This window comes from Natrinema ejinorense (assembly GCF_002494345.1).
Taxonomy (GTDB): domain Archaea; phylum Halobacteriota; class Halobacteria; order Halobacteriales; family Natrialbaceae; genus Natrinema; species Natrinema longum.
Genome location: NZ_NXNI01000001.1, coordinates 1,572,403 through 1,589,961, shown reverse-complemented (window position 1 = coordinate 1,589,961; position 17,559 = coordinate 1,572,403). Strand labels below are relative to the sequence as shown.

Genomic DNA, 17,559 nt, shown 5'->3' with positions numbered 1-17,559 from the left:
CCGGAATCACACCACGAGATGCTCCGCCAATTTCTCGCGGTCCTCGATGTCCGTGTCGTCGAGTTCGTTTACGATACGCCCCTTATCCATCGCGTAGCAGCGGTCCGCCAGGCTCTGGATGACCGAGAGGTTCTGCTCGACGAACAGGATCGTCGTCCCGAGCTCCTCGTTGATGCGTGCGAGGTCTTCGGTAATGGACTGGACGATCGAGGGCTGGACGCCCTCGGAGGGTTCGTCGACCAGCAGCAAGTCGGGGTCACCGACGAGTGCGCGACCGATCGCAAGCATCTGCTGTTGGCCGCCGCTCATCGTCTCGGCGTCCTGAGTGGCCCGCTCCTCGAGGATCGGGAAGTACTCGTAGACGCGGTCGTACAGCGTCTCGTCGCCGCTTCCGACGTTCTCGCCGATCAGGAGGTTTTCCTCGACGGTCAACCCCGGGAAGACGTCTCGTCCCTGGGGAACGTAGCCGATACCGAGGCCGGCACGCGCGTCGGCGGACCGGTCGGTGAGGTCCGCGTCACGGTACCGAACCGAGCCGGAATCGGGCTCGAGCAGTCCCATCACCGTCTTCAACAGAGTCGTCTTGCCGACGCCGTTCTTGCCCATGACGCCGACGATTTCGCCTTGTGCGACGCGACAGTTGACGTCACGGAGGATCGGCGTGCCCTCGTAGCCGGCGGTAACGGTCGTCATCTCGAGACTCATGTGTCTTCACCCAGGTAGATGCGCTGGACGTCTTCGTCCGCCTCGATCTCCTCGATGGAGCCTTGCTGGAAGATCGCCCCCTGGTTCAGCACCGTTACCCGATCGGAGATCTTGCGGACGAACTCCATGTCGTGTTCGATGACGACGAAGGCCATGCCGTCGGCGTTGAGCGACCGTATCAACTCCGCGACGCTCGCGGTCTCCTCGACCGACATACCCGCGACGGGTTCGTCGAGCAACATCAGCGTCGGCTCGAGCGTCGTCGCCATCCCGATCTCGAGGCGCTGTTGTTGCCCGTGCGAGAGGTCGCCGGCGGGCGTATCGGCCCGGTCGGCGAGTCCGACTTCCGTAAGGGTCTCCCAGGTCGCCGAGTCGACGTCGGCGCGGTCAGTTCGCTGGAGCGGGATCTGCAGGTTCTGGGCGACGCTGAGGTCCTCGTAAATATGGGGCGACTGGAACTTCACGCTGAGGCCCGCGTCGATCCGTTCGTGTGACGGCATGTCGGTGAGATCGATACCGTCGAAGTAAACGCTCCCCTCGGTCGGCGAGAGCTGTCCGGTGATCAACTCGAGCAGCGTGCTCTTCCCGGCACCGTTGGGGCCGATGAGACACCGCAACTCCCCTTCGGCGACCGTGAAGTCGACGCTATCGACGGCGGTCAATCCGCCGAAGCGTTTGGTGAGGTTCTCCGTCGCCAGCACCGCATCGCGATCGAGACCCGTCGCCGCCACGGCGGGTTTGATTCTGGCGTTCGGATCGCTCGGTGTGCTCACGACGGACCACCCCCAACGGCGAGCGGTCGGTGGGTAGCGACGGCGATTCGCGACTGGTCGATGAGAGTTTCGATCATTCCACTGGTTCCTCCGTTGGACGGCTGGACGAGCGGTTTCCGAGTCGATCGAGCAACCGCTTTCCGATCCGGTCGAGAGACGGTGCGACGCCCGATGGCAGTAGCACTATGATACTGATCAACAGCCCGCCGATGATGACGAACGCCCATTCGGGTCCGATTGGGCCGATGCCTTCCGCCAATCCGGTTCGCATCCGCTCGATGACCAGCGTCGCGCCGATGGTGCCGAGCAGCGACTCGCGACCGCCGACGCTGGCCCATACCACGGGCAACGCGGCGAACTGGATACCGAAGACGGTCGGGTCGACGTAGTTCCCCCAGGCGGCGTAGAAGACGCCGCCGACGGCCGCGAGCGCACCGCCGATAGTGAACGCGACGAGTTTCACGAACGCGATGTCGTAGCCGAAGGTAGCGGTCCGCTGTTCGTCTTCGCGGACGGCGACCATCGTCATGCCAAAGCGGCTGTTGACGAGGACGCGCAACGCGAGGTAGGTGATGACGAGCGAGACCAACAGCGCGTAGTACAGCGGGACGATGTCGCCGAACCCGACGTTCGTCTCACCGATACCGATGACGAGATCGGGGATGTCCGGCATTCCGTTGAACCCGCCGAGTTGGGCCTCGCCGACGGCCCACTCGCTGCCGGCGGTCTGGGCCATGAACGTGTTCAACACCAGCGCCACGACGAGCGTGATGATAGTAACGTAGACATCGCTCACGCCGCCGTAGAACATGAAGTATCCCAGCACCAGCGCAAACAGCGTCCCGGCGACGACCGCGCCGACGACTGCGGCCGTAATTCCGCCCGCCGACGAGAAGTTCACGCCGATGACACCGAACGCGTAGGCGGCGATCCCGAAGAACGCGACCTGACCGAAACTGAGCACGCCGCAGTACCCCCAGACGAGGGTCAGGCTCAACGCCAGAAACGCCAGCGCGAAGTACTTCGTGGACGTCAAGACCGAGTACAGGCCCACGAACTGGGGGTAGGCGGCGAGGCCGACGACGGCTAGCGCGAACGTGACCCAGAACGGTGTCGAGTTGCCGAGCGTGTTCGGCCCCTCGAACCGGGCGCGAATCCGACCGAGCGGCCCCGCGGACGATTCGCGTGAGTCGAAGTCGGAACTCATTGGTCGGCCCTCCTGCGTTCACGCCAGTCCTCGACGTATCCCGAGATGCCGTTGGGGAGCAGCCGAAGCAGGACGATCGCGACCAGCAACATCGCCATCAGTCCGACGAACGTGCCGAGCTGCCAGCTGAACGCCGCGTTGACCAGCCCCAGAAGCGTCGACGCCGACAGCGTTCCGACGACGACCGACGAGCCGCCGACCACGACGGCGACGAACGACTCGACGAGGAAGGTGCTGCCCCGGTCGGGAGTGATCGCGCCGATCGCCGGTGCGTACAGCGCGCCGGTCAGTCCCGCGAGCGCCGACCCGATCGCGAACGTCGTGACGTACATCCGGTCGGTATCGACGCCCATTGCACGCGCCGTCTCGGGATCCTCGATGGTCGCCCTGGCCTTGACCCCGAACTCCGTCCGGGTAAACAGGAGGTAGAGACCGCCGAGGACGACCAGAGCGGCCGCCGGCAGGAATACGCTCCGATAGACCGACGAGGTGTACGGTCCGTACGCAACGTTTCCCATCGGCGTCGAGATGCTGTCGAGGCTGGACCCGAAGACGATGAGCAACAGTTGTGCGACCACCAGGGAGAGCCCCCAGGTCGCGACCATCGAGTCCAGCAGCCGGTCGTAGAGGTGCCGGACGATGAGCCGCTCGACGACGACGCCGAAGACGGTCGTCACCGCGACGCCCGCGACCATCGCGAGGGGGAGCGGCGCGCCGGCGTGGTAGGCCAGTGCCGTCCCGTAGATACCGACGAGGATGAACTCGCCGTGTGCGAGGTTGATGACACCCATCATCCCGAAGATGATGGCCAGACCGACCGTCACTAACACGAGGAATCCGAAATTGTTCAGAAACTGGAACAGGAGCGACAGTCCGTCGTAGACCGTGGCCGCCGCCATCGGTCCCGCCGCTGTGCTCGAGGTCACGAGCGATCACCGCCGGATCTGATCGCGTTGTGTTCGATCATCATCACACGTCGTAGACGTCTCCGGGTTCGTACTGGGTCTGTTTGGACTCCTCGCGGAGGTCACAGCCCTCGCCACCCTCGACCTCCTCGCGGAGGAACGTCGGTTCGATGAACTGTTCGCCGTCGAAACTGATGTCGTGGTTCTCGTCGGCGTGGGCGACGCGCATCTTGTGCGTCATGTGGTGGGTCGCGCCGTCGAGTTCGATGTTCCCCGAGGGAGCAGCGACTTCCATGCCCTCCTCGAGCACCGAGATGACTTCCTCCTGATCGAAGGTACCCGCCTCCTCGACGGCGTCGCGCCACATGTACACCGAGAAGTAGTTGTTCTGTGCCTCCTGATTGAGGTAGTTGGCGTCGGGCCACCGGTCGTAGAAGTCCTCGACGAAGCCCTCACCGCGTTCGTCGCCGAGTTCCTCCATGTAGCTGACGCCGGCGTAGACGTCGGTCAGGGCGTCGGGTTCGTAGCGGATGTGTTCGTGCCCCTGCGCCATCGTCGTGGAGGTCCCGATGGGGATCAACATGTCGTTGGCATCCCGCTGGTCGTAGAAATTCTCGTGGTTGGCACCGACCAGCATCGACATGATGAAGTCGGGGTCTTCGGACTGAATCCGGTTGATGACCGACGAGAAGTCGGTCTCGTTCAGCGGAATGTACTCCTCGCCGACGATATTGTAGTCGTTCTCCTGGGCGATGACGTTGACCCAGTCGCCCGACAGTTGGCCGAAGTTGTAGTCGGCCGCGATGATGTAGATGTCCTCGCCGTACTCCTCGGCCATGTACGGCGTCACCACGCCGAGTTGCTGGCGCGCGGTCGCGCCGACGGGGAAGATCGTGTTGTCACACACGCCGCCCTCGTACTGGGTCGTGTAGAAGTACAGCTGGTCGTAATCGTTGATAATCGGCCGGATCGCCTCGCGGGTCGCGCTCGAGTACCCGGCCCACAGGGCGTCGACCTCGTGCTCGAGGATCATCTGCTCGGTCAGCTCCTGGTAGCGCTCGTTGTCCGACTGGGGGTCGGGATCCTCGATCTGGATCTCCTCACCGAGGATGCCACCGTCCTCGTTGATCTCCTCGATGGCGAGTCGCGTCGCCTGCCACTTGGAGGTCCCGTTGAGCTGGAAATTGCCCGACCGGTCCTCGAGAATACCGACGGTCGGCCCGTTGGAGCTGCCGGACCCCGTACAGCCGGCTAGAGCGGCACCGATTCCTGAAGCGCCGGCGGCCAACAACGAACGTCGAGAAGCATTACGCATGGAGACGGTCACCGCCGTTACAGATCCGATTGTTCAATATGACTAACGTCCCAGAGTTCGGCACGAATGAGTCTGAATATCCAGTCATTTCTACAGTACTTCGACAATCAGAGGTGATATATAAGGATTCTCGGCATATCATCCAAACATAACCCAATGTCGAAATACGATAGTAATTCCATTCGTATCCTTATATTTCTGCGACATGGACAAACGAATAACCGAAGCGAACCTCCGCTCTCCGTCTCGCTGTCGTGACGAGAGTCGGGGTACTGCGGACGAGCATTGAGATCCGTCGAGTTACGAACCGATCGCCCTATTAGGTGATTAAATTCGAAAAGATCGTCCACTTATCGTCATATCTGACGACGCATGGTTGGTCCGTCCGGACGCGGCGGAGCCGTCGCGTGAACAGTCATACTACGTACTGTTCGGTCCGAGAGGCAACGTGCGTTCGACGTACTACTGCATCAGGCACGGCTCACCCGAACCGTTCGCTGATCGGCTTCTCGAGTCTCCGCTCGGTTCTTGCGGGGATCGGAAGCGGGAGCCGCCGCGAATCGAATTCGCGAATTCAGTCCCGCATTCGGACGATTCCGTCCTCGAAGACTTTCCGATTCGGCACGATGTACTCCTCGGAGTCGTCCTCGATCTTGGTGACGAACAGATCGACTTCCTGGACGATGCCGGTCTGGTCGCCGATCCGGATCTCGTCGCCGATCCCGTAGGGCTGGTTGAGCAGCAGGTAGATCCCCACCGCGCTCGAGACGAGGAAGTCCTTGAAGGCGACGGTGCCGACGATCACGACGCCGACGGCGTAGACCGTCAGCAAGATCAGCAACGCCAGCACGTGGACGCCGACCTGGCCCAGCGCGATAATGAAGGTGACATAGAGGACGGAGTACTTGACCAGCTTCGGGATGACCGACACTTCGGGGAGCTTGACGCCCCGCAGATACTCGCTGACGATCAGTTCGGACTTGTCCGCGACGATGAAGCCAAGAATGAGCACGAGGACGGCGATGAACAGTTGGGGAACGAACTCGGTAATGCGAAGCCAGAAGGCGTCGGTGTCCAGCAACTGTGCGATATGGATCGCGGTCAACACGGCGATCCCGTAGATGAACCACGAACTCAGCCGTGCGACGATCTCGACCGTCGAGGTGCCGATCGACTGGGCGGTCCGCTCGAAAGGGGTCCCCTCGACTGCTTCCGGGACGCCCGACGCGGAGAGTAACTCCTCGTTGAGCCGGCCGACGAGGTAGCCGACGATCAGGCCAAGCGTCAGTACCGCCGCCGCTATGACGGCCGGTTCGTTGAGAAGCGGCTGCCACTCTACCATATCAGTACGCCTCCGGATCGACCTCGAGAATGAGCTCGCCGGCCTTGAACGCGCGAACGAGCCCGTCGCTTTCGGAGAGCACGATCGCGATCGCGTTCGTGTCCCGCGTGATCGCGCCGCCGGCCATGTGCCGCGCCCCCAGTCCCTTCGGAATGTCGACGCCCTCCGCCGAGGGCTCGAGGTAGCGATACGCGGAGACGATCTTCCCCGCGTCGGAGATGATGAACGCGCCGTCGAGCCGCGAGAACTCCTTGAGCATGACGTTCACGATCGGGTCGCCGACGTGAACGTGGGACTTCTCGAAGGGGTTGTACGACAGCGGCCGGGACTTGTTCATCACCTTGCCCGCGTCGCCGACGACGAACAGCGCGCCCACGGGCTTGCCCTTCTGTCCCTTCTTCCCCAGTTCGATCGCCAACTCGAGGACCGCCTTGACGACCTCCGGGTCCGCACGGGATTTGACGAACAGGTCGTAGATCCCCGTTTGCGCCTCCGCGTCCGCCCGAACGCGAGAGACGGTATCGATCTCGTCGCTGAAGACGCTCGTCGCACAGGCGAGCGTGTCGCCGTCCTCGATGACCCCCTGTTCGAGCGCCCCCTCGAGGCCGAAGCGGATCCGATCGGTGATCTCCTCGAACTCGAGCGGTAACTCGACGAACGGCTCCGCGCCGACGGCGTTTTCGGTGCCGACGACGATGACGTCGAGATCGTCGACGGCCGCGAATCGTTCGTAGTACGAGCCACTCGGCGAGAAGAGGACGACCGAATCGACACTCGCAAAGAGATCCCCGAACACGTCGTCTAACCCGACCATTGATACTACAACCCGTTCCTGCGCGAATAAGCGTTATGGAGTGTCTGACGTTTGTCTGTCGCTTCTCTCTCCGTTCGACTGGGTTCAATTATCTGACGGCGAGTCGTCATTTGGTCGACGACACTCGTCGTTCGATCCCGGAACCCCCTCACCGCGAGTGATCGAGCGCCGCCGGTCGACAGCACGACCCGTTTCGACGTGTGGGCCGGTTTGACCCCACGAGGGCGGACGACGGTCCTGTAGCACGCTCGAGGGCGGATGCCGTCGCGGTTCCGCCTTCGAGGTCCCCCCGCTGGGGTCGCGAGACGGTCGTCAGTCGTCGCGATCGTCGTGTTCGCGTTCGAACGAGATCAGATCGGGGCCGAGCACCGACCGCACGCCGTTCCCGCGATAGGCGAGTTCCGATACTCGTCCGTCGTCGCCACCCCCACACTCTCCGTCCCCCTCTAGCAGTCGGCCGACGCGACCCGTAGCCTCCCGGATCTCGTGGAGGGTCCGAGTCACGTCTCGTCGTGTCCCCACCTCGAGTCCGTCCCCTCCCTGCAGTCGCCGGACGTCCGCCAGCAGGGCTCGCGCCGCGGCGTCGATCGTATCGAGCGCCTCGAGGCGCAGGCGGGACGCGGGTGCCTCCCCAGCAGCGGCCCCCTCGTTCGATGACGGTCGCTCACCACCGTCGGGCTCCCCGTCGGACGAGGATCGCGACCCACCGGGTCGCTCACCGCCGTCGGTGCGGACTCGAGGCGTCGAATCGGTCGATACAGCTCGTCGGTCGGGGGATTCAAGCCCCCGCGAATCGTCAAGTGGCATGGCTTCTGTCCCTCGACTACGGAAGCCATCGCAGGGCGCTGTCCTAGCACCGCCCTGCCGTTTTGCGGACGGTCTCGTTCCGAGTGTGGCTTCCGCATCTCCATATTGTTTTCTAATCCAACATAAAACTATGCTTTACGATGTAAATGAGATTTTGTAGCTCTCAATCTAGATTTTTACAATCTCTATAGCAATGTTTCTACGGACATTCATGAATCACTGCTTAGCATAGTTCTTCCAATGCGAAAGCGTGCCGAGTGGATGACGCGGGCAGATGACGAAATCCTCGAGTACCTCGGATCGAACCAGGCCGGCACTCCGAAAGTAATCGCGGATGCGCTCGATCGGAACAACAATTATATCGGCGTCCGCTGTCGCAAACTCGTGTCGTATGGCCTGCTCGAGCGGCCGTCTCGAGGCTTCTACGTGATCACCGACGAGGGGAAATCGTATCTCGAGGGGGAGTTCGACGCGAGTTCGCTCGTTCAGGACGACTGAGGCGGTCTATTGTCACTGGGGACACGGCGACGCCGGAGTGGGTTTCGGAATCCCTTCTCTTGCCAGCGGAATACCGTCTCGCTGCAACCGAGTCTCACACTGTGGCGGCCCACGCTGTCCGTGAGGCGTGGCCTGCGCGGGACCGGATTCGAACCGACGGAAGACGGTCGCTCTCGCTTTGCTCGAGCGCTGCGACTTCCGGGGTTCGAATCGGTCGACGATTGCTGTTGCTCGCGAGTTTGCTCGCGACAGCAGCGCAAATCAGAGATTTGCTGGCCTGCGAGTCTACGATTCGCAGACAATGCGCGGGACCGGATTCGAACCGAAGCAAGAAATGCTCGCTCCCGCTGGTCGCTGCGCGTTCCTTGCAGGGTTCGAACCGGTCGACGATCGCTGTCGCTCGCGAGTTTGCTCGCGACAGCCATGCGCGGGACCGGATTCGAACCGGCGGACCCCTACGGGACAGCGTCCTAAGCGCTGCGCCGTTGGCCTGGCTTGGCTACCCGCGCTCACCACCGAGTTTTCGCGAATCGAGTAAGTACCTGTCGGTCCACGTTACCCGTGCGTGACCGGTTCCTCCGGCGACCAGTCCGGCGGGACGATGTGCGTGACGTGCTCGGGATCTCGAAGCTGATGCAACTCCGCGGCCTGTTCGGCCAGCCACCGCTCCCGATAGGGCATCTCGAGCCCACAGCCGGTACAGACGAGTTTACAGGTTGGCGCTTGCATATCGGGGCCCGAATCATACCGACCGCCCGGTGGCTCGATACTCGAGTCGGTACGCGGTTTAGTAGTCGTCTCGTATTCGGACAGAAAACCCGACCGAAATCGGGACTCTCACGGACTGATACTCGAGTAGCGGTCGATCTGGAAAAGCCGATCGGCGAACGGTCGTGGCAACGGGCCTGGCGAACACCGCCTTGCTCGTGGACCGGAGCTTTATGCCGACCGAACCGATATGCAGGGGCATGCACAGCGCCCGTGATCGCATCGAGTACGAACCGTGGCTCGAGGAACTCGAGACCGCCGCCGAGCGCCTGGAGCTATCGACGGAAGCGCGGTCGTGTGCGGTCGACCTCTTCCTCGCCGACGTGCCGGCGTCCGATCGCTCGAAACGAGCGGTCCTTGCAGCCAGCCTCTACGCGGGGTCGCTCGTCGCCGGCGACGGCCGGACGCAGGGCGCAGTCGCCGACGCCGCCGACGTCTCTCGACTCTCGATCCAGTCGCGCTGGAAGGACCTCCTCGAGTCGGCCGGACTCGAGCCGCCCCGCTGGTAACGGACTCCTACAGGTGACCGGTCACCGCCCCACTGACGGCATGGGTCCCGATACCGTCGCCGTCAGCCGCTACACCTCGTGTGAGGTGCCGCGGCTGTGGCGTTGTCCCGACAGACAGACCGACAGGAGAGGGGCGGAATTCGCCTTCGCCGTCAGTACCGGCGTCGTTGCGATTCGCGCTGGGCAACCGACCGTGTCGTAACTCGGTGATACTCCGTCTCAGTCGTCGACGACGGCACCGTGTTCGTCGATCTCCCCCGCGACGATCCGCGTACTCGAGATGATATCGCCGTCGTCGGCGAGGACGTGGGGAACGACGACCACTTCCAGGGGGTCGTGGCCGCGTTCGCGGCGGATCTCGTTGATTCGTGCGCCGCCCTCGCGGGTTTCCGGCGAGACGACGAGATACTCGAACTGCGGTTCGGTCGCGATCCCCGTCGGCGCTTCGAGCATCCGAATGTCGAACTCGCGGTCGTAGTCGGCGGCGATCGACTCGAGTTCGGCCGCGAGATCCTGTTTCCGTTCCTCGTACGAGCGGACGTTCCGGTCGACGTCTCGCGTCTTCGGTGCGAGCTCGTCGCTGGTCAGCCCGACCGTCACGTCCCCGAGTTCGAACGCCCGTTCGAACAGCCGTCGATGGCCGTCATGAACGGGGTCGAAGGTCCCACCAAGCGCGACGTCCATATCACAGGTCACTCCCGCGGTGCGTATAAAACGGTCGAATCGACGTATTTTCGCGACGAACGGGGTGGTTGGTTCGGGACCGTTTACGACAGCTGTCGAAACTCCCCTTCGCATTGTTTTTAGTACTCCCCTGCAGTGTCCCCGGTATGGGACTAGACGAGGACGCACTGGAGTACCACCGGACCGATCCACCGGGAAAGATCGAAATATCGACCACGAAACCGACGAATACGCAGCGTGACCTCTCGCTCGCCTACTCGCCGGGCGTCGCCGCGCCGTGTCTCGAGATCGACGAGGACGAAACGGATGCCTACAGCTACACGGCGAAGGGGAACCTCGTCGGCGTCGTCTCGAACGGCTCGGCCGTGCTGGGGCTCGGGGACATCGGCGCGCAGGCGTCGAAACCCGTCATGGAAGGGAAGGGTGTCCTGTTCAAGCGCTTTGCCGACATCGACGTCTTCGACATCGAACTAGACGATTCCGACCCCGACAGACTCGTCGAGGCCATCAAGATGATGGAGCCGACCTTCGGCGGGATCAACTTAGAGGACATCAAAGCCCCCGGCTGTTTCACCGTCGAGGAACGCCTGCGCGAGGAGATCGATATCCCGGTCTTCCACGACGATCAACACGGCACCGCGATCATCTCCGGCGCTGCATTGCTCAACGCGGCCGACATCGCCGGAAAGAGCCTCGAGGAACTCGAGATCACCTTCTCTGGCGCGGGCGCAAGCGCCATCGCGACGGCGCGGTTTTACGTCTCGCTGGGTTGCAAGAAGGAGAACATCACGATGTGTGACTCCTCGGGGATCATCACCGAGGAGCGCGCGGCGGCGGGCGACGTCAACGAATACAAACAGCAGTTCGCCCGCGACGTGCCCGAGGGCGGCCTCGCGGACGCGATGGAGGGTGCAGACGTCTTCGTCGGCCTCTCGATCGGCGGCATCGTCTCCCAGGAAATGGTGCAGTCGATGGGCTCGAATCCGATCGTCTTCGCGATGGCCAATCCCGATCCGGAGATCGCCTACGAGGACGCCAAGGAGGCCCGCGACGACACCGTCATCATGGCGACCGGCCGCTCGGATTACCCCAATCAGGTCAACAACGTGCTCGGGTTCCCCTTCATCTTCCGTGGCGCACTCGACGTGCGCGCCACCGAGATCAACGAGGACATGAAGGTCGCCTGTGCCGAGGCGCTGGCCGAACTGGCTCGCCAGGACGTCCCCGACGCGGTCGTCAAGGCCTACGGCGACGATCCGATCCAGTACGGTCCCGACTACATCATTCCAAAGCCCGTCGACCCCCGCGTGCTCTTCCGCGTGGCACCGGCGATCGCCGAGGCCGCGATGGAGTCCGGTGCGGCTCGCACCGAGATCGACCTCGAGGCCTACGAGGAGGAACTCGAGGCCCGCCTCGGGAAATCGCGCGAGATGATGCGGGTCGTCCTCAACAAGGCGAAGAGCGATCCCAAGACGGTCGCGCTGGCGGAGGGAGAAAACGAGAAGATGATCCGCGCGGCCTACCAGATCCAGGAACAGGGAATCGCTCTGCCGGTGTTGATCGGCGACGAGGACGAGATCAGGGCGACGGCCGCAAATCTCGGGCTGGACTTCGATCCGACGGTCGCCGATCCGACCGTCGGCGACTACGAGGAGTACGCCGAACGGCTCCACGAACTCCGCGCACGCAAGGGGATTACGCGCAGCGAAGCCGGCGAACTCATCGAACGCGATTCGAACTACTTCGGGAGCGTGATGGTCGAACAGGGCGACGCCGACGCACTCCTGACGGGGCTCTCCCATCACTATCCGTCGGCGCTCCGACCGCCGCTGCAGGTCATCGGCACCGACGAGGACGTCGACTACGCTGCGGGCGTCTACATGCTGACGTTCAAGAACCGCGTGATCTTCGTCGCCGACGCGACGGTCAATCAGGCCCCCGACGAGGAAGTCCTCGCCGAGGTCACCAAGCAGACGGGGAAGCTCGCACGCCGGTTCAACATTGAACCGCGCGCCGCCTTGCTTTCCTACTCGAACTTCGGCAGCGTCAACAACGAAGGGACCCGGAAACCCCGCAAGGCAGCGTCGATGCTGCAGGACGACCCCGAGGTCGACTTCACGGTCGACGGCGAGATGCAGGCCGACACCGCCGTCGTCGAGGACATCCTCGAGGGAACCTACGGCTTCTCCGAACTCGATGAACCCGCGAACGTGCTGGTCTTCCCGAACCTCGAGTCGGGCAACATCGGCTACAAGCTGCTCCAGCGACTCGGCGGCGCGGACGCCATCGGCCCGATGCTGGTCGGGATGGACAAGCCGGTCCACGTCCTCCAGCGGGGCGACGAGGTCAAGGACATCGTGAACCTGGCCGGCGTTGCGGTCGTCGACGCCCAACAGGAGTAAACACGTGAACGAGGACGCTGCCCGTCGGGAGACCGACTCCGGTCGAGCCTCGGGGACGGCTGCCGCCGCTCGGAACGGCCGCGAAGCCGGTGAGACGCCGATCTCCCGGCGGCAGCTGCTCTCTATCGGGGCGACTGTTGGAACCGTCGGCCTCGCAGGCTGTGTCGGGCGAGCGTACCGGTCGCCCCCGGACTGTTCAGCCGTCGCTGCCGCTGCGGAACGCGAAGACGGCTACGTCCCGCTTCCGGCGGACGACGACATATCGATGTTCCGTCGCGGTCTGCGCCGGTACGGATACTATCCCGACGAAACCGTTCCGTCCGCCGTTCGCGTCGACTGGTCGATACCGACTAACGAGATCGGTCACACTGCTGCCAAGTCGACGCCTCGGCCGACGCCGGACGGCGAGACGATCCTGATCGCGAGCGACACCGGGCGAATCGATGCCTACACCCCGACCGGCGAGCGTCGCTGGCAACTCGACACCGGCGCGTCCAGAAGCCTCGGCTTTCACGGCACGCCGGCGATCGTCGACGGCACGGCCTATATCGGCGGCTACGACGGCGATTGCTACGCCATCGACATCGACTCCGGCGAGGTGATCTGGCGAACGGCCGCACGCGAGTTCGGCGGCGCGATCGCGATCGGCTCGAGTCCAGCCTACATCGACGGCACTCTGTACCTCCTCGCGGAGTACAGCAACCCGGACAGCGGCGCTCTCTGGGAACTCGATGCCGCGACCGGCACCCCGACCTGGAGCGACGACCGCCTCTGGGGGATGCCCCATCCCTCGCCCGCGATCGACTGCGAGGCCGGCCGGCTCGTCACCGGGTCGAACGACGGCGTGGTCTATTGCTGGGAGTTCCCCTCGCTCGAGCTTGCCTGGTCGTTCCAGGCCGGCGGCGAGGGCGGCCCCGACGGCAAATCGAAGGCCGGCGGCCGGTTCAATCTCGGTGCCCAGATCAAGGGCACGATTCCGACCTACGACGGGGCTGCGTTCGTCGGCTCCTGGGACGGGCGCTACTACCGACTCGACCTCGCGGACGGAAGCGAGGAGTGGTCCTTCGAGACTGGCCGAGTTAACATGTCGAACCCGGCGATCGATCCGGATCAGGGAGTCGTCTACGTCGGAAGCGACGATCACCACGTGTACGCACTGGATACCGAAACGGGCGACGAGCTGTGGTCGGCGGACGTCGGCGGTCGCGTCATCGGGTCGATAACGGCAACTGCCGAATCGATCCTCGTCGGCTCCTACGACACGCATCTGTACGCCCTCGAACGGGACACCGGCGAGCGACGCTGGCGGGTCGAAAACCGCGGTCACGTCACCAGCGGTGCGATCCCGCGAGGCGACCGCATCTATTACGCCGAGCGCGGCGTCGTCTCGAACTACTACGACGACGACGAGGAGACGGTTCTCGAGGAGCCCGGCCATGCGTACTGTCTGGTTCCGGACGAATGAGTGCGGTCCACTGTCAGTAACCGCGAGCGACCGGCGGGAGCGAGCGGGCCGACGACCGATGTGAAGGAGCGACTACCAGGAGCGAGTGAACGGAGGAAGGAGTGTTCTCGTGAACGAGAGTTCGGAAGACGCGAAGCGTCTTCCGGTGCTTTTGATCGAAATTTTACCGAGGGACAGCGCGAGCGCGCCAGGGAGACCCTGTTGCGAGCGCGCCAGAACGCAGGGTGAAATTTCGTAGCAGTGCATTCAAGTATACGCCCGGATTGTGATCGGGTATGCAAGATCAGGGACGCTCTACGCGCAAGCGAACCGGTGGTCGGCTGAAGAACGTTCGAAAGCGCCGCAAGGACGAACTCGGTCGACTCCCGACCGAGACTGAGGTCGGCGAACAGCGATTCCGGACCGTCGACGCTCGCGGGAACGTCACGAAGACCCGCGCACTCGCAACGGACGTCGCGAGCGTCAACAAGGGCGACGAGACGGTCTCCGCGGAGATCGAGGACGTCGTCGAGAACGACGCCAACCCGAACTACATCCGCCGGAACATCATCACGAAGGGTGCCGTCATCGAGACGAGCGAAGGTCGCGCTCGCGTCACCTCCCGTCCCGGACAGACCGGTCAGGTCAACGCCGTTCTCCTCGACTAACGCGGACTGATTTTCGAGGTATCGCGACTCGTGACAGCCTCGTCCGATAGCGAGTACTGTCCCTGTCGCCACAGCCCGCTCGTCACGTCGCATCACACGTCCCCGATAGCGGGGTTCCAGACGGGCGTAATCGGGTCCGCCAGCCGCTCGAGTTCCCCGTCACTGAGATCGACCGCGAGCGCCCCGGCGTCGTCCTCGAGGTGCTCGATCGTCCGCGGGCCGACGATGGGTGCGTCGACGATGTCGTTGTGGAGCAGCCAGGCGAGTGCCACCTGCGCCGGCGTCGCGTCGTGGGCGTCGGCGATATCGCGGACCCGCTCGAGGACGGCCCAGTTCTCGTCGGTGAATCGCTTGGCCATGAATTCGTCCGTCGCGGCCCGGCCCGAGTCGGGATCCTCGTCGCGCTCGTATTTGCCAGTCAGGAAGCCGCCGGCCAGCGGCGACCACGGCACGACCCCGATGTCCTGGTCGGCACACAGCGGCAACGCGTTCGCTTCCTCGTGTCGGTCGACGAGGTTGTACTCACACTGCATCGAGACGAAGCGCTCGTGATTGCCGACGTCGGCTCGGGACAGTGCCTTCATCAGCTTCCAGGCCGGCATCGTGCTTGCGCCGACGTAGCGGACCCGGCCGTCGTCGACGAGGCGGTCGAGCGCCGAGAGCGTCTCCTCGATGGGCGTCCCGTCGTCCCAGCGGTGGATCTGGTAGAGGTCGATGTAGTCGGTTCCCAACCGCTCGAGGCTCGCGTCGGCCTGCTCGAGGACGTGTTTGCGAGAGAGTCCCTCGCCGTTGGGTCCCTCGTGCATCCGACCGTACACCTTCGTCGCGACGACGAGTTCCGCCCGGCTGCGGTCCGCATCGGCGAGGGCACTGCCGAGGATCTCCTCGCTCTCGCCGTGGGAGTAGACGTTGGCCGTATCGAAGAAGTTGATCCCGAGTTCGAGCGCGCGGTCGATCACCGCACGGGACTGCTCGCGGTCGTGGACCATCCACGGCTGGCCGGTTCCGAAGTTCATACAGCCGAGACAGAGCCGGGACACTTCGAGCCCCGTCTCTCCGAGACGCGTGTACTCCATGCCGTTGTCCTTCGTTCCGGATCGGAGTAAAGCCACCACGGAGTTCCTCGAGGACTAATAGGACGAAAAGGAGCCGAAGCAGCGGATTTCGGGTCTGGGAAGCGTTCAGGGACGCGGTGCCGCCTTCTGAAGCGCCGTCTCGGCGATGTTGCCGCCGTAGTCGGCGCTTCTGGACAGCGAGTCGACGATCAGTCCGAGCGATTGGGCCTGGGCGGGCTCGAGGTCGCGGAGCATATCGTCGATTCGCCGGGTGTGTTCGTCGATGTCGACGACGCCGGCGAGTGCCTCGTGGCCGAGACGGGTGGCGTCTGTGGCCTCCTCGGCGAACAGCGCGTCCATCGATCCCTCGAAGACCGTCGCGGCTTCGGCGTGGAGTCCGTGGATGGCATCGGCTACGTCGGTAGGGAGGTCCTTGAGCTTGAGCGAGATGTCGCTGATCTTGACCGCGTGGTCGGCGATCCGCTCGAGCTGGCGGGCACTGGAGTGATAGTCGAAGCAGTCCTCGCGGGAGACGCCGAGTTCCTCGACTGCACGGGGCGAGCGCAGCGTCGCACGGAAGATCCGCGAGACGACGAGCCAGAGCCGGTCGACGTCGTCGTCGCGCTCGATCACGTCTTCAGCGATCGCGTCGTCGTTTTCGATCAGCGCGGTGACCGCGTCCTCGAGCATCGATTGGGCGATCAAGCGCATCCGCGTGACGGCGTTGACGATCGACAGCTCCGAGGAGTCGAGCAAGTCCTGAATGACCACGCTGTCGGCGGTCTCCTCGAGCACTTCGACGCCGACGAGCCGCTGGGTCGCGTCGCGGATCGCGCTCCGTTGGTCGGTCGTAATCCGGCCGGCCTCGAGGGAAATGACGTCGAAGCCGCTGACGTACATCGTCATCACTGCTCGCATCAGTTCTTCGTCCTCGAGTCCGGAGACATCCAGCGTCCCTTCCTGGCGACGGTTCTCGCGTTCGGGCGTCAGGAGGAGTTCGTCCCCTTCGGGATAAAATTCGACTGTGGTTCCGCTGCTGACGTCGTTGTCGGTCGCCCAGGTCTTCGGCAACGAGACGGTGAACGTCGATCCGCCCGTGACCTGAACCTTTCGCGTCTCCATAGGATGGCTTTCCAACTAATACAATATAAATCCACCAGTCTATAGAGTCGTTCAGAGTTCCGATTTGGGGCCGAAGTGGCCGTGAAGATGGGGTTTTACTAACTATCGGTCGGTATACGTACTGCGACATCAAGAAACATATATAGTACTATTTATTCCTGACACTGGGCCGGGACCAGTCGAGCGGCCACCGAATCGGACGGCCCAGACACCCTCGAGACACCACGTTACCGGCACTCTTCGAGGTCGACGACAGCATCTGCATCCGCTGACAACCAGGTCGTCACTTGCTTTGCCTCGGGGCACTCACGCGGCGTGATCGTCCATCGGTCGGGCCGGTGCTCGTGCCGGACGACGATCGACTCGAGGTCGAGGTCGTCCGTCGAGTACCGCGTTGCCGTAGCTAATCGCTGTCGGGGTGATCGATCGCCGTAACCGCCGGTGGATCCGTTCATGGGTTTGTGAGGTCCGTAGGGACGGGTACTCACGGCACATACAAAGCGACTGGTAATTGGTATATTGAGTGGTCAATACGAATTAT

At 63.4% G+C, this 17,559-nt stretch carries 18 protein-coding genes and 1 tRNA gene; 5 read left to right on the top strand and 14 right to left on the bottom strand.

Annotated features, from left to right (window positions below):
• Nucleotides 1-6: 6 nt before the first annotated feature.
• The 8 genes from CP557_RS07880 to CP557_RS07845 form a co-directional block, all read right to left on the bottom strand.
• Nucleotides 7-705: an ABC transporter ATP-binding protein gene (locus CP557_RS07880; protein ID WP_097379396.1), complete on the bottom strand. Its 699-nt coding sequence runs from the start codon at nt 703-705 to the stop codon at nt 7-9.
• Nucleotides 702-1,478: an ABC transporter ATP-binding protein gene (locus tag CP557_RS07875; RefSeq protein WP_097379395.1), complete on the bottom strand. Its 777-nt coding sequence runs from the start codon at nt 1,476-1,478 to the stop codon at nt 702-704. Before CP557_RS07875 ends, CP557_RS07880 begins: the two co-directional genes overlap by 4 nt.
• A 73-nt stretch (nt 1,479-1,551) precedes the next feature.
• On the bottom strand, nt 1,552-2,685 hold the full coding sequence (locus tag CP557_RS07870; protein ID WP_097379394.1) for an ABC transporter permease subunit: 1,134 nt from the start codon (nt 2,683-2,685) through the stop codon (nt 1,552-1,554).
• Complete coding sequence (gene urtB / locus CP557_RS07865) at nt 2,682-3,584, bottom strand: urea ABC transporter, permease protein UrtB (protein WP_097379393.1); 903 nt, start codon at nt 3,582-3,584, stop codon at nt 2,682-2,684. The genes CP557_RS07870 and urtB overlap by 4 nt, the downstream gene beginning before the upstream one ends.
• 70 nt (nt 3,585-3,654) lie before the next feature.
• Nucleotides 3,655-4,905 (bottom strand): urea ABC transporter substrate-binding protein, encoded by a 1,251-nt coding sequence (locus CP557_RS07860; RefSeq protein WP_097381576.1) that lies wholly within the window; start codon nt 4,903-4,905, stop codon nt 3,655-3,657.
• A gap of 574 nt (nt 4,906-5,479) precedes the next feature.
• On the bottom strand, nt 5,480-6,247 hold the full coding sequence (locus tag CP557_RS07855; protein WP_097379392.1) for a mechanosensitive ion channel domain-containing protein: 768 nt from the start codon (nt 6,245-6,247) through the stop codon (nt 5,480-5,482).
• Nucleotide 6,248: 1 nt separating this feature from the next.
• Nucleotides 6,249-7,061 carry a diadenylate cyclase DacZ gene (dacZ, locus tag CP557_RS07850; RefSeq protein WP_097379391.1) on the bottom strand — a complete coding sequence of 271 codons (813 nt, stop codon included), beginning with the start codon at nt 7,059-7,061 and terminating at the stop codon, nt 6,249-6,251.
• Nucleotides 7,062-7,373: 312 nt separating this feature from the next.
• On the bottom strand, nt 7,374-7,868 hold the full coding sequence (locus CP557_RS07845) for a hypothetical protein (RefSeq protein ID WP_097379390.1): 495 nt from the start codon (nt 7,866-7,868) through the stop codon (nt 7,374-7,376).
• Nucleotides 7,869-8,129: 261 nt separating this feature from the next.
• Between CP557_RS07845 and CP557_RS07840 the strand changes: the two genes are divergently transcribed.
• Nucleotides 8,130-8,366, top strand: a complete 237-nt coding sequence (locus CP557_RS07840; protein WP_245852942.1) for a winged helix-turn-helix domain-containing protein — start codon at nt 8,130-8,132, stop codon at nt 8,364-8,366.
• Nucleotides 8,367-8,790: 424 nt separating this feature from the next.
• Here CP557_RS07840 and CP557_RS07835 read toward each other — a convergent pair.
• Together CP557_RS07835 and CP557_RS22500 are read right to left on the bottom strand one after the other, a co-directional pair.
• Nucleotides 8,791-8,875 (bottom strand) — tRNA-Leu (locus CP557_RS07835).
• Nucleotides 8,876-8,921: 46 nt separating this feature from the next.
• Nucleotides 8,922-9,095, bottom strand: coding sequence for a hypothetical protein (locus CP557_RS22500; RefSeq protein WP_169924355.1), 174 nt, complete (start codon nt 9,093-9,095; stop codon nt 8,922-8,924).
• Between the two features lie 239 nt (nt 9,096-9,334).
• Here CP557_RS22500 and CP557_RS07830 point away from each other — a divergent pair, with 239 nt between their 5' ends.
• Nucleotides 9,335-9,643, top strand: a complete 309-nt coding sequence (locus CP557_RS07830) for a transcription initiation factor IIB family protein (protein WP_097379388.1) — start codon at nt 9,335-9,337, stop codon at nt 9,641-9,643.
• Nucleotides 9,644-9,862: 219 nt separating this feature from the next.
• On the opposite strand, the gene CP557_RS07825 is transcribed toward CP557_RS07830, so the two are convergent.
• Nucleotides 9,863-10,327, bottom strand: a complete 465-nt coding sequence (locus CP557_RS07825) for a phosphopantetheine adenylyltransferase (RefSeq protein WP_097379387.1) — start codon at nt 10,325-10,327, stop codon at nt 9,863-9,865.
• A gap of 146 nt (nt 10,328-10,473) precedes the next feature.
• On the opposite strand from CP557_RS07825, the gene CP557_RS07820 reads away from it, so the two are divergent.
• The 3 genes from CP557_RS07820 to CP557_RS07810 all read left to right on the top strand — a co-directional run bounded on the left by CP557_RS07820 (nt 10,474) and on the right by CP557_RS07810 (nt 14,841).
• On the top strand, nt 10,474-12,729 hold the full coding sequence (locus tag CP557_RS07820) for an NADP-dependent malic enzyme (RefSeq protein ID WP_097379386.1): 2,256 nt from the start codon (nt 10,474-10,476) through the stop codon (nt 12,727-12,729).
• A gap of 4 nt (nt 12,730-12,733) precedes the next feature.
• Nucleotides 12,734-14,194, top strand: a complete 1,461-nt coding sequence (locus CP557_RS07815) for an outer membrane protein assembly factor BamB family protein (RefSeq protein WP_097379385.1) — start codon at nt 12,734-12,736, stop codon at nt 14,192-14,194.
• Between the two features lie 275 nt (nt 14,195-14,469).
• Complete coding sequence (locus tag CP557_RS07810; protein WP_097379384.1) at nt 14,470-14,841, top strand: 30S ribosomal protein S8e; 372 nt, start codon at nt 14,470-14,472, stop codon at nt 14,839-14,841.
• A 92-nt stretch (nt 14,842-14,933) separates the two neighbouring features.
• Here CP557_RS07810 and CP557_RS07805 read toward each other — a convergent pair whose 3' ends face one another.
• The 3 genes from CP557_RS07805 to CP557_RS07795 all read right to left on the bottom strand — a co-directional run bounded on the left by CP557_RS07805 (nt 14,934) and on the right by CP557_RS07795 (nt 17,473).
• Nucleotides 14,934-15,917 (bottom strand): aldo/keto reductase, encoded by a 984-nt coding sequence (locus CP557_RS07805; RefSeq protein WP_097379383.1) that lies wholly within the window; start codon nt 15,915-15,917, stop codon nt 14,934-14,936.
• A 105-nt stretch (nt 15,918-16,022) separates the two neighbouring features.
• Nucleotides 16,023-17,018: a phosphate uptake regulator PhoU gene (locus CP557_RS07800; protein WP_097379382.1), complete on the bottom strand. Its 996-nt coding sequence runs from the start codon at nt 17,016-17,018 to the stop codon at nt 16,023-16,025.
• Between the two features lie 227 nt (nt 17,019-17,245).
• The gene (locus CP557_RS07795) at nt 17,246-17,473 is read right to left on the bottom strand and encodes a DUF7511 domain-containing protein (RefSeq protein ID WP_097379381.1); all 228 of its coding nucleotides are present in this window, start codon (nt 17,471-17,473) and stop codon (nt 17,246-17,248) included.
• Nucleotides 17,474-17,559 lie beyond the last annotated feature (86 nt).

Bases quoted from the DNA above. Each gene is read 5' to 3' on its own strand.
- CP557_RS07880 (WP_097379396.1), bottom strand. From the start codon at position 705: ATGAGTCTCGAGATGACGACCGTTACCGCCGGCTACGAGGGCACGCCG.
- CP557_RS07870 (WP_097379394.1), bottom strand. From the start codon at position 2,685: ATGAGTTCCGACTTCGACTCACGCGAATCGTCCGCGGGGCCGCTCGGT.
- urtB (WP_097379393.1), bottom strand. From the start codon at position 3,584: ATGGCGGCGGCCACGGTCTACGACGGACTGTCGCTCCTGTTCCAGTTT.
- CP557_RS07860 (WP_097381576.1), bottom strand. From the start codon at position 4,905: ATGCGTAATGCTTCTCGACGTTCGTTGTTGGCCGCCGGCGCTTCAGGA.
- CP557_RS07855 (WP_097379392.1), bottom strand. From the start codon at position 6,247: ATGGTAGAGTGGCAGCCGCTTCTCAACGAACCGGCCGTCATAGCGGCG.
- dacZ (WP_097379391.1), bottom strand. From the start codon at position 7,061: ATGGTCGGGTTAGACGACGTGTTCGGGGATCTCTTTGCGAGTGTCGAT.
- CP557_RS07845 (WP_097379390.1), bottom strand. From the start codon at position 7,868: ATGCCACTTGACGATTCGCGGGGGCTTGAATCCCCCGACCGACGAGCT.
- CP557_RS07840 (WP_245852942.1), top strand. From the start codon at position 8,130: ATGACGCGGGCAGATGACGAAATCCTCGAGTACCTCGGATCGAACCAG.
- CP557_RS22500 (WP_169924355.1), bottom strand. From the start codon at position 9,095: ATGCAAGCGCCAACCTGTAAACTCGTCTGTACCGGCTGTGGGCTCGAG.
- CP557_RS07830 (WP_097379388.1), top strand. From the start codon at position 9,335: ATGCACAGCGCCCGTGATCGCATCGAGTACGAACCGTGGCTCGAGGAA.
- CP557_RS07825 (WP_097379387.1), bottom strand. From the start codon at position 10,327: ATGGACGTCGCGCTTGGTGGGACCTTCGACCCCGTTCATGACGGCCAT.
- CP557_RS07820 (WP_097379386.1), top strand. From the start codon at position 10,474: ATGGGACTAGACGAGGACGCACTGGAGTACCACCGGACCGATCCACCG.
- CP557_RS07810 (WP_097379384.1), top strand. From the start codon at position 14,470: ATGCAAGATCAGGGACGCTCTACGCGCAAGCGAACCGGTGGTCGGCTG.
- CP557_RS07805 (WP_097379383.1), bottom strand. From the start codon at position 15,917: ATGGAGTACACGCGTCTCGGAGAGACGGGGCTCGAAGTGTCCCGGCTC.
- CP557_RS07800 (WP_097379382.1), bottom strand. From the start codon at position 17,018: ATGGAGACGCGAAAGGTTCAGGTCACGGGCGGATCGACGTTCACCGTC.
- CP557_RS07795 (WP_097379381.1), bottom strand. From the start codon at position 17,473: ATGAACGGATCCACCGGCGGTTACGGCGATCGATCACCCCGACAGCGA.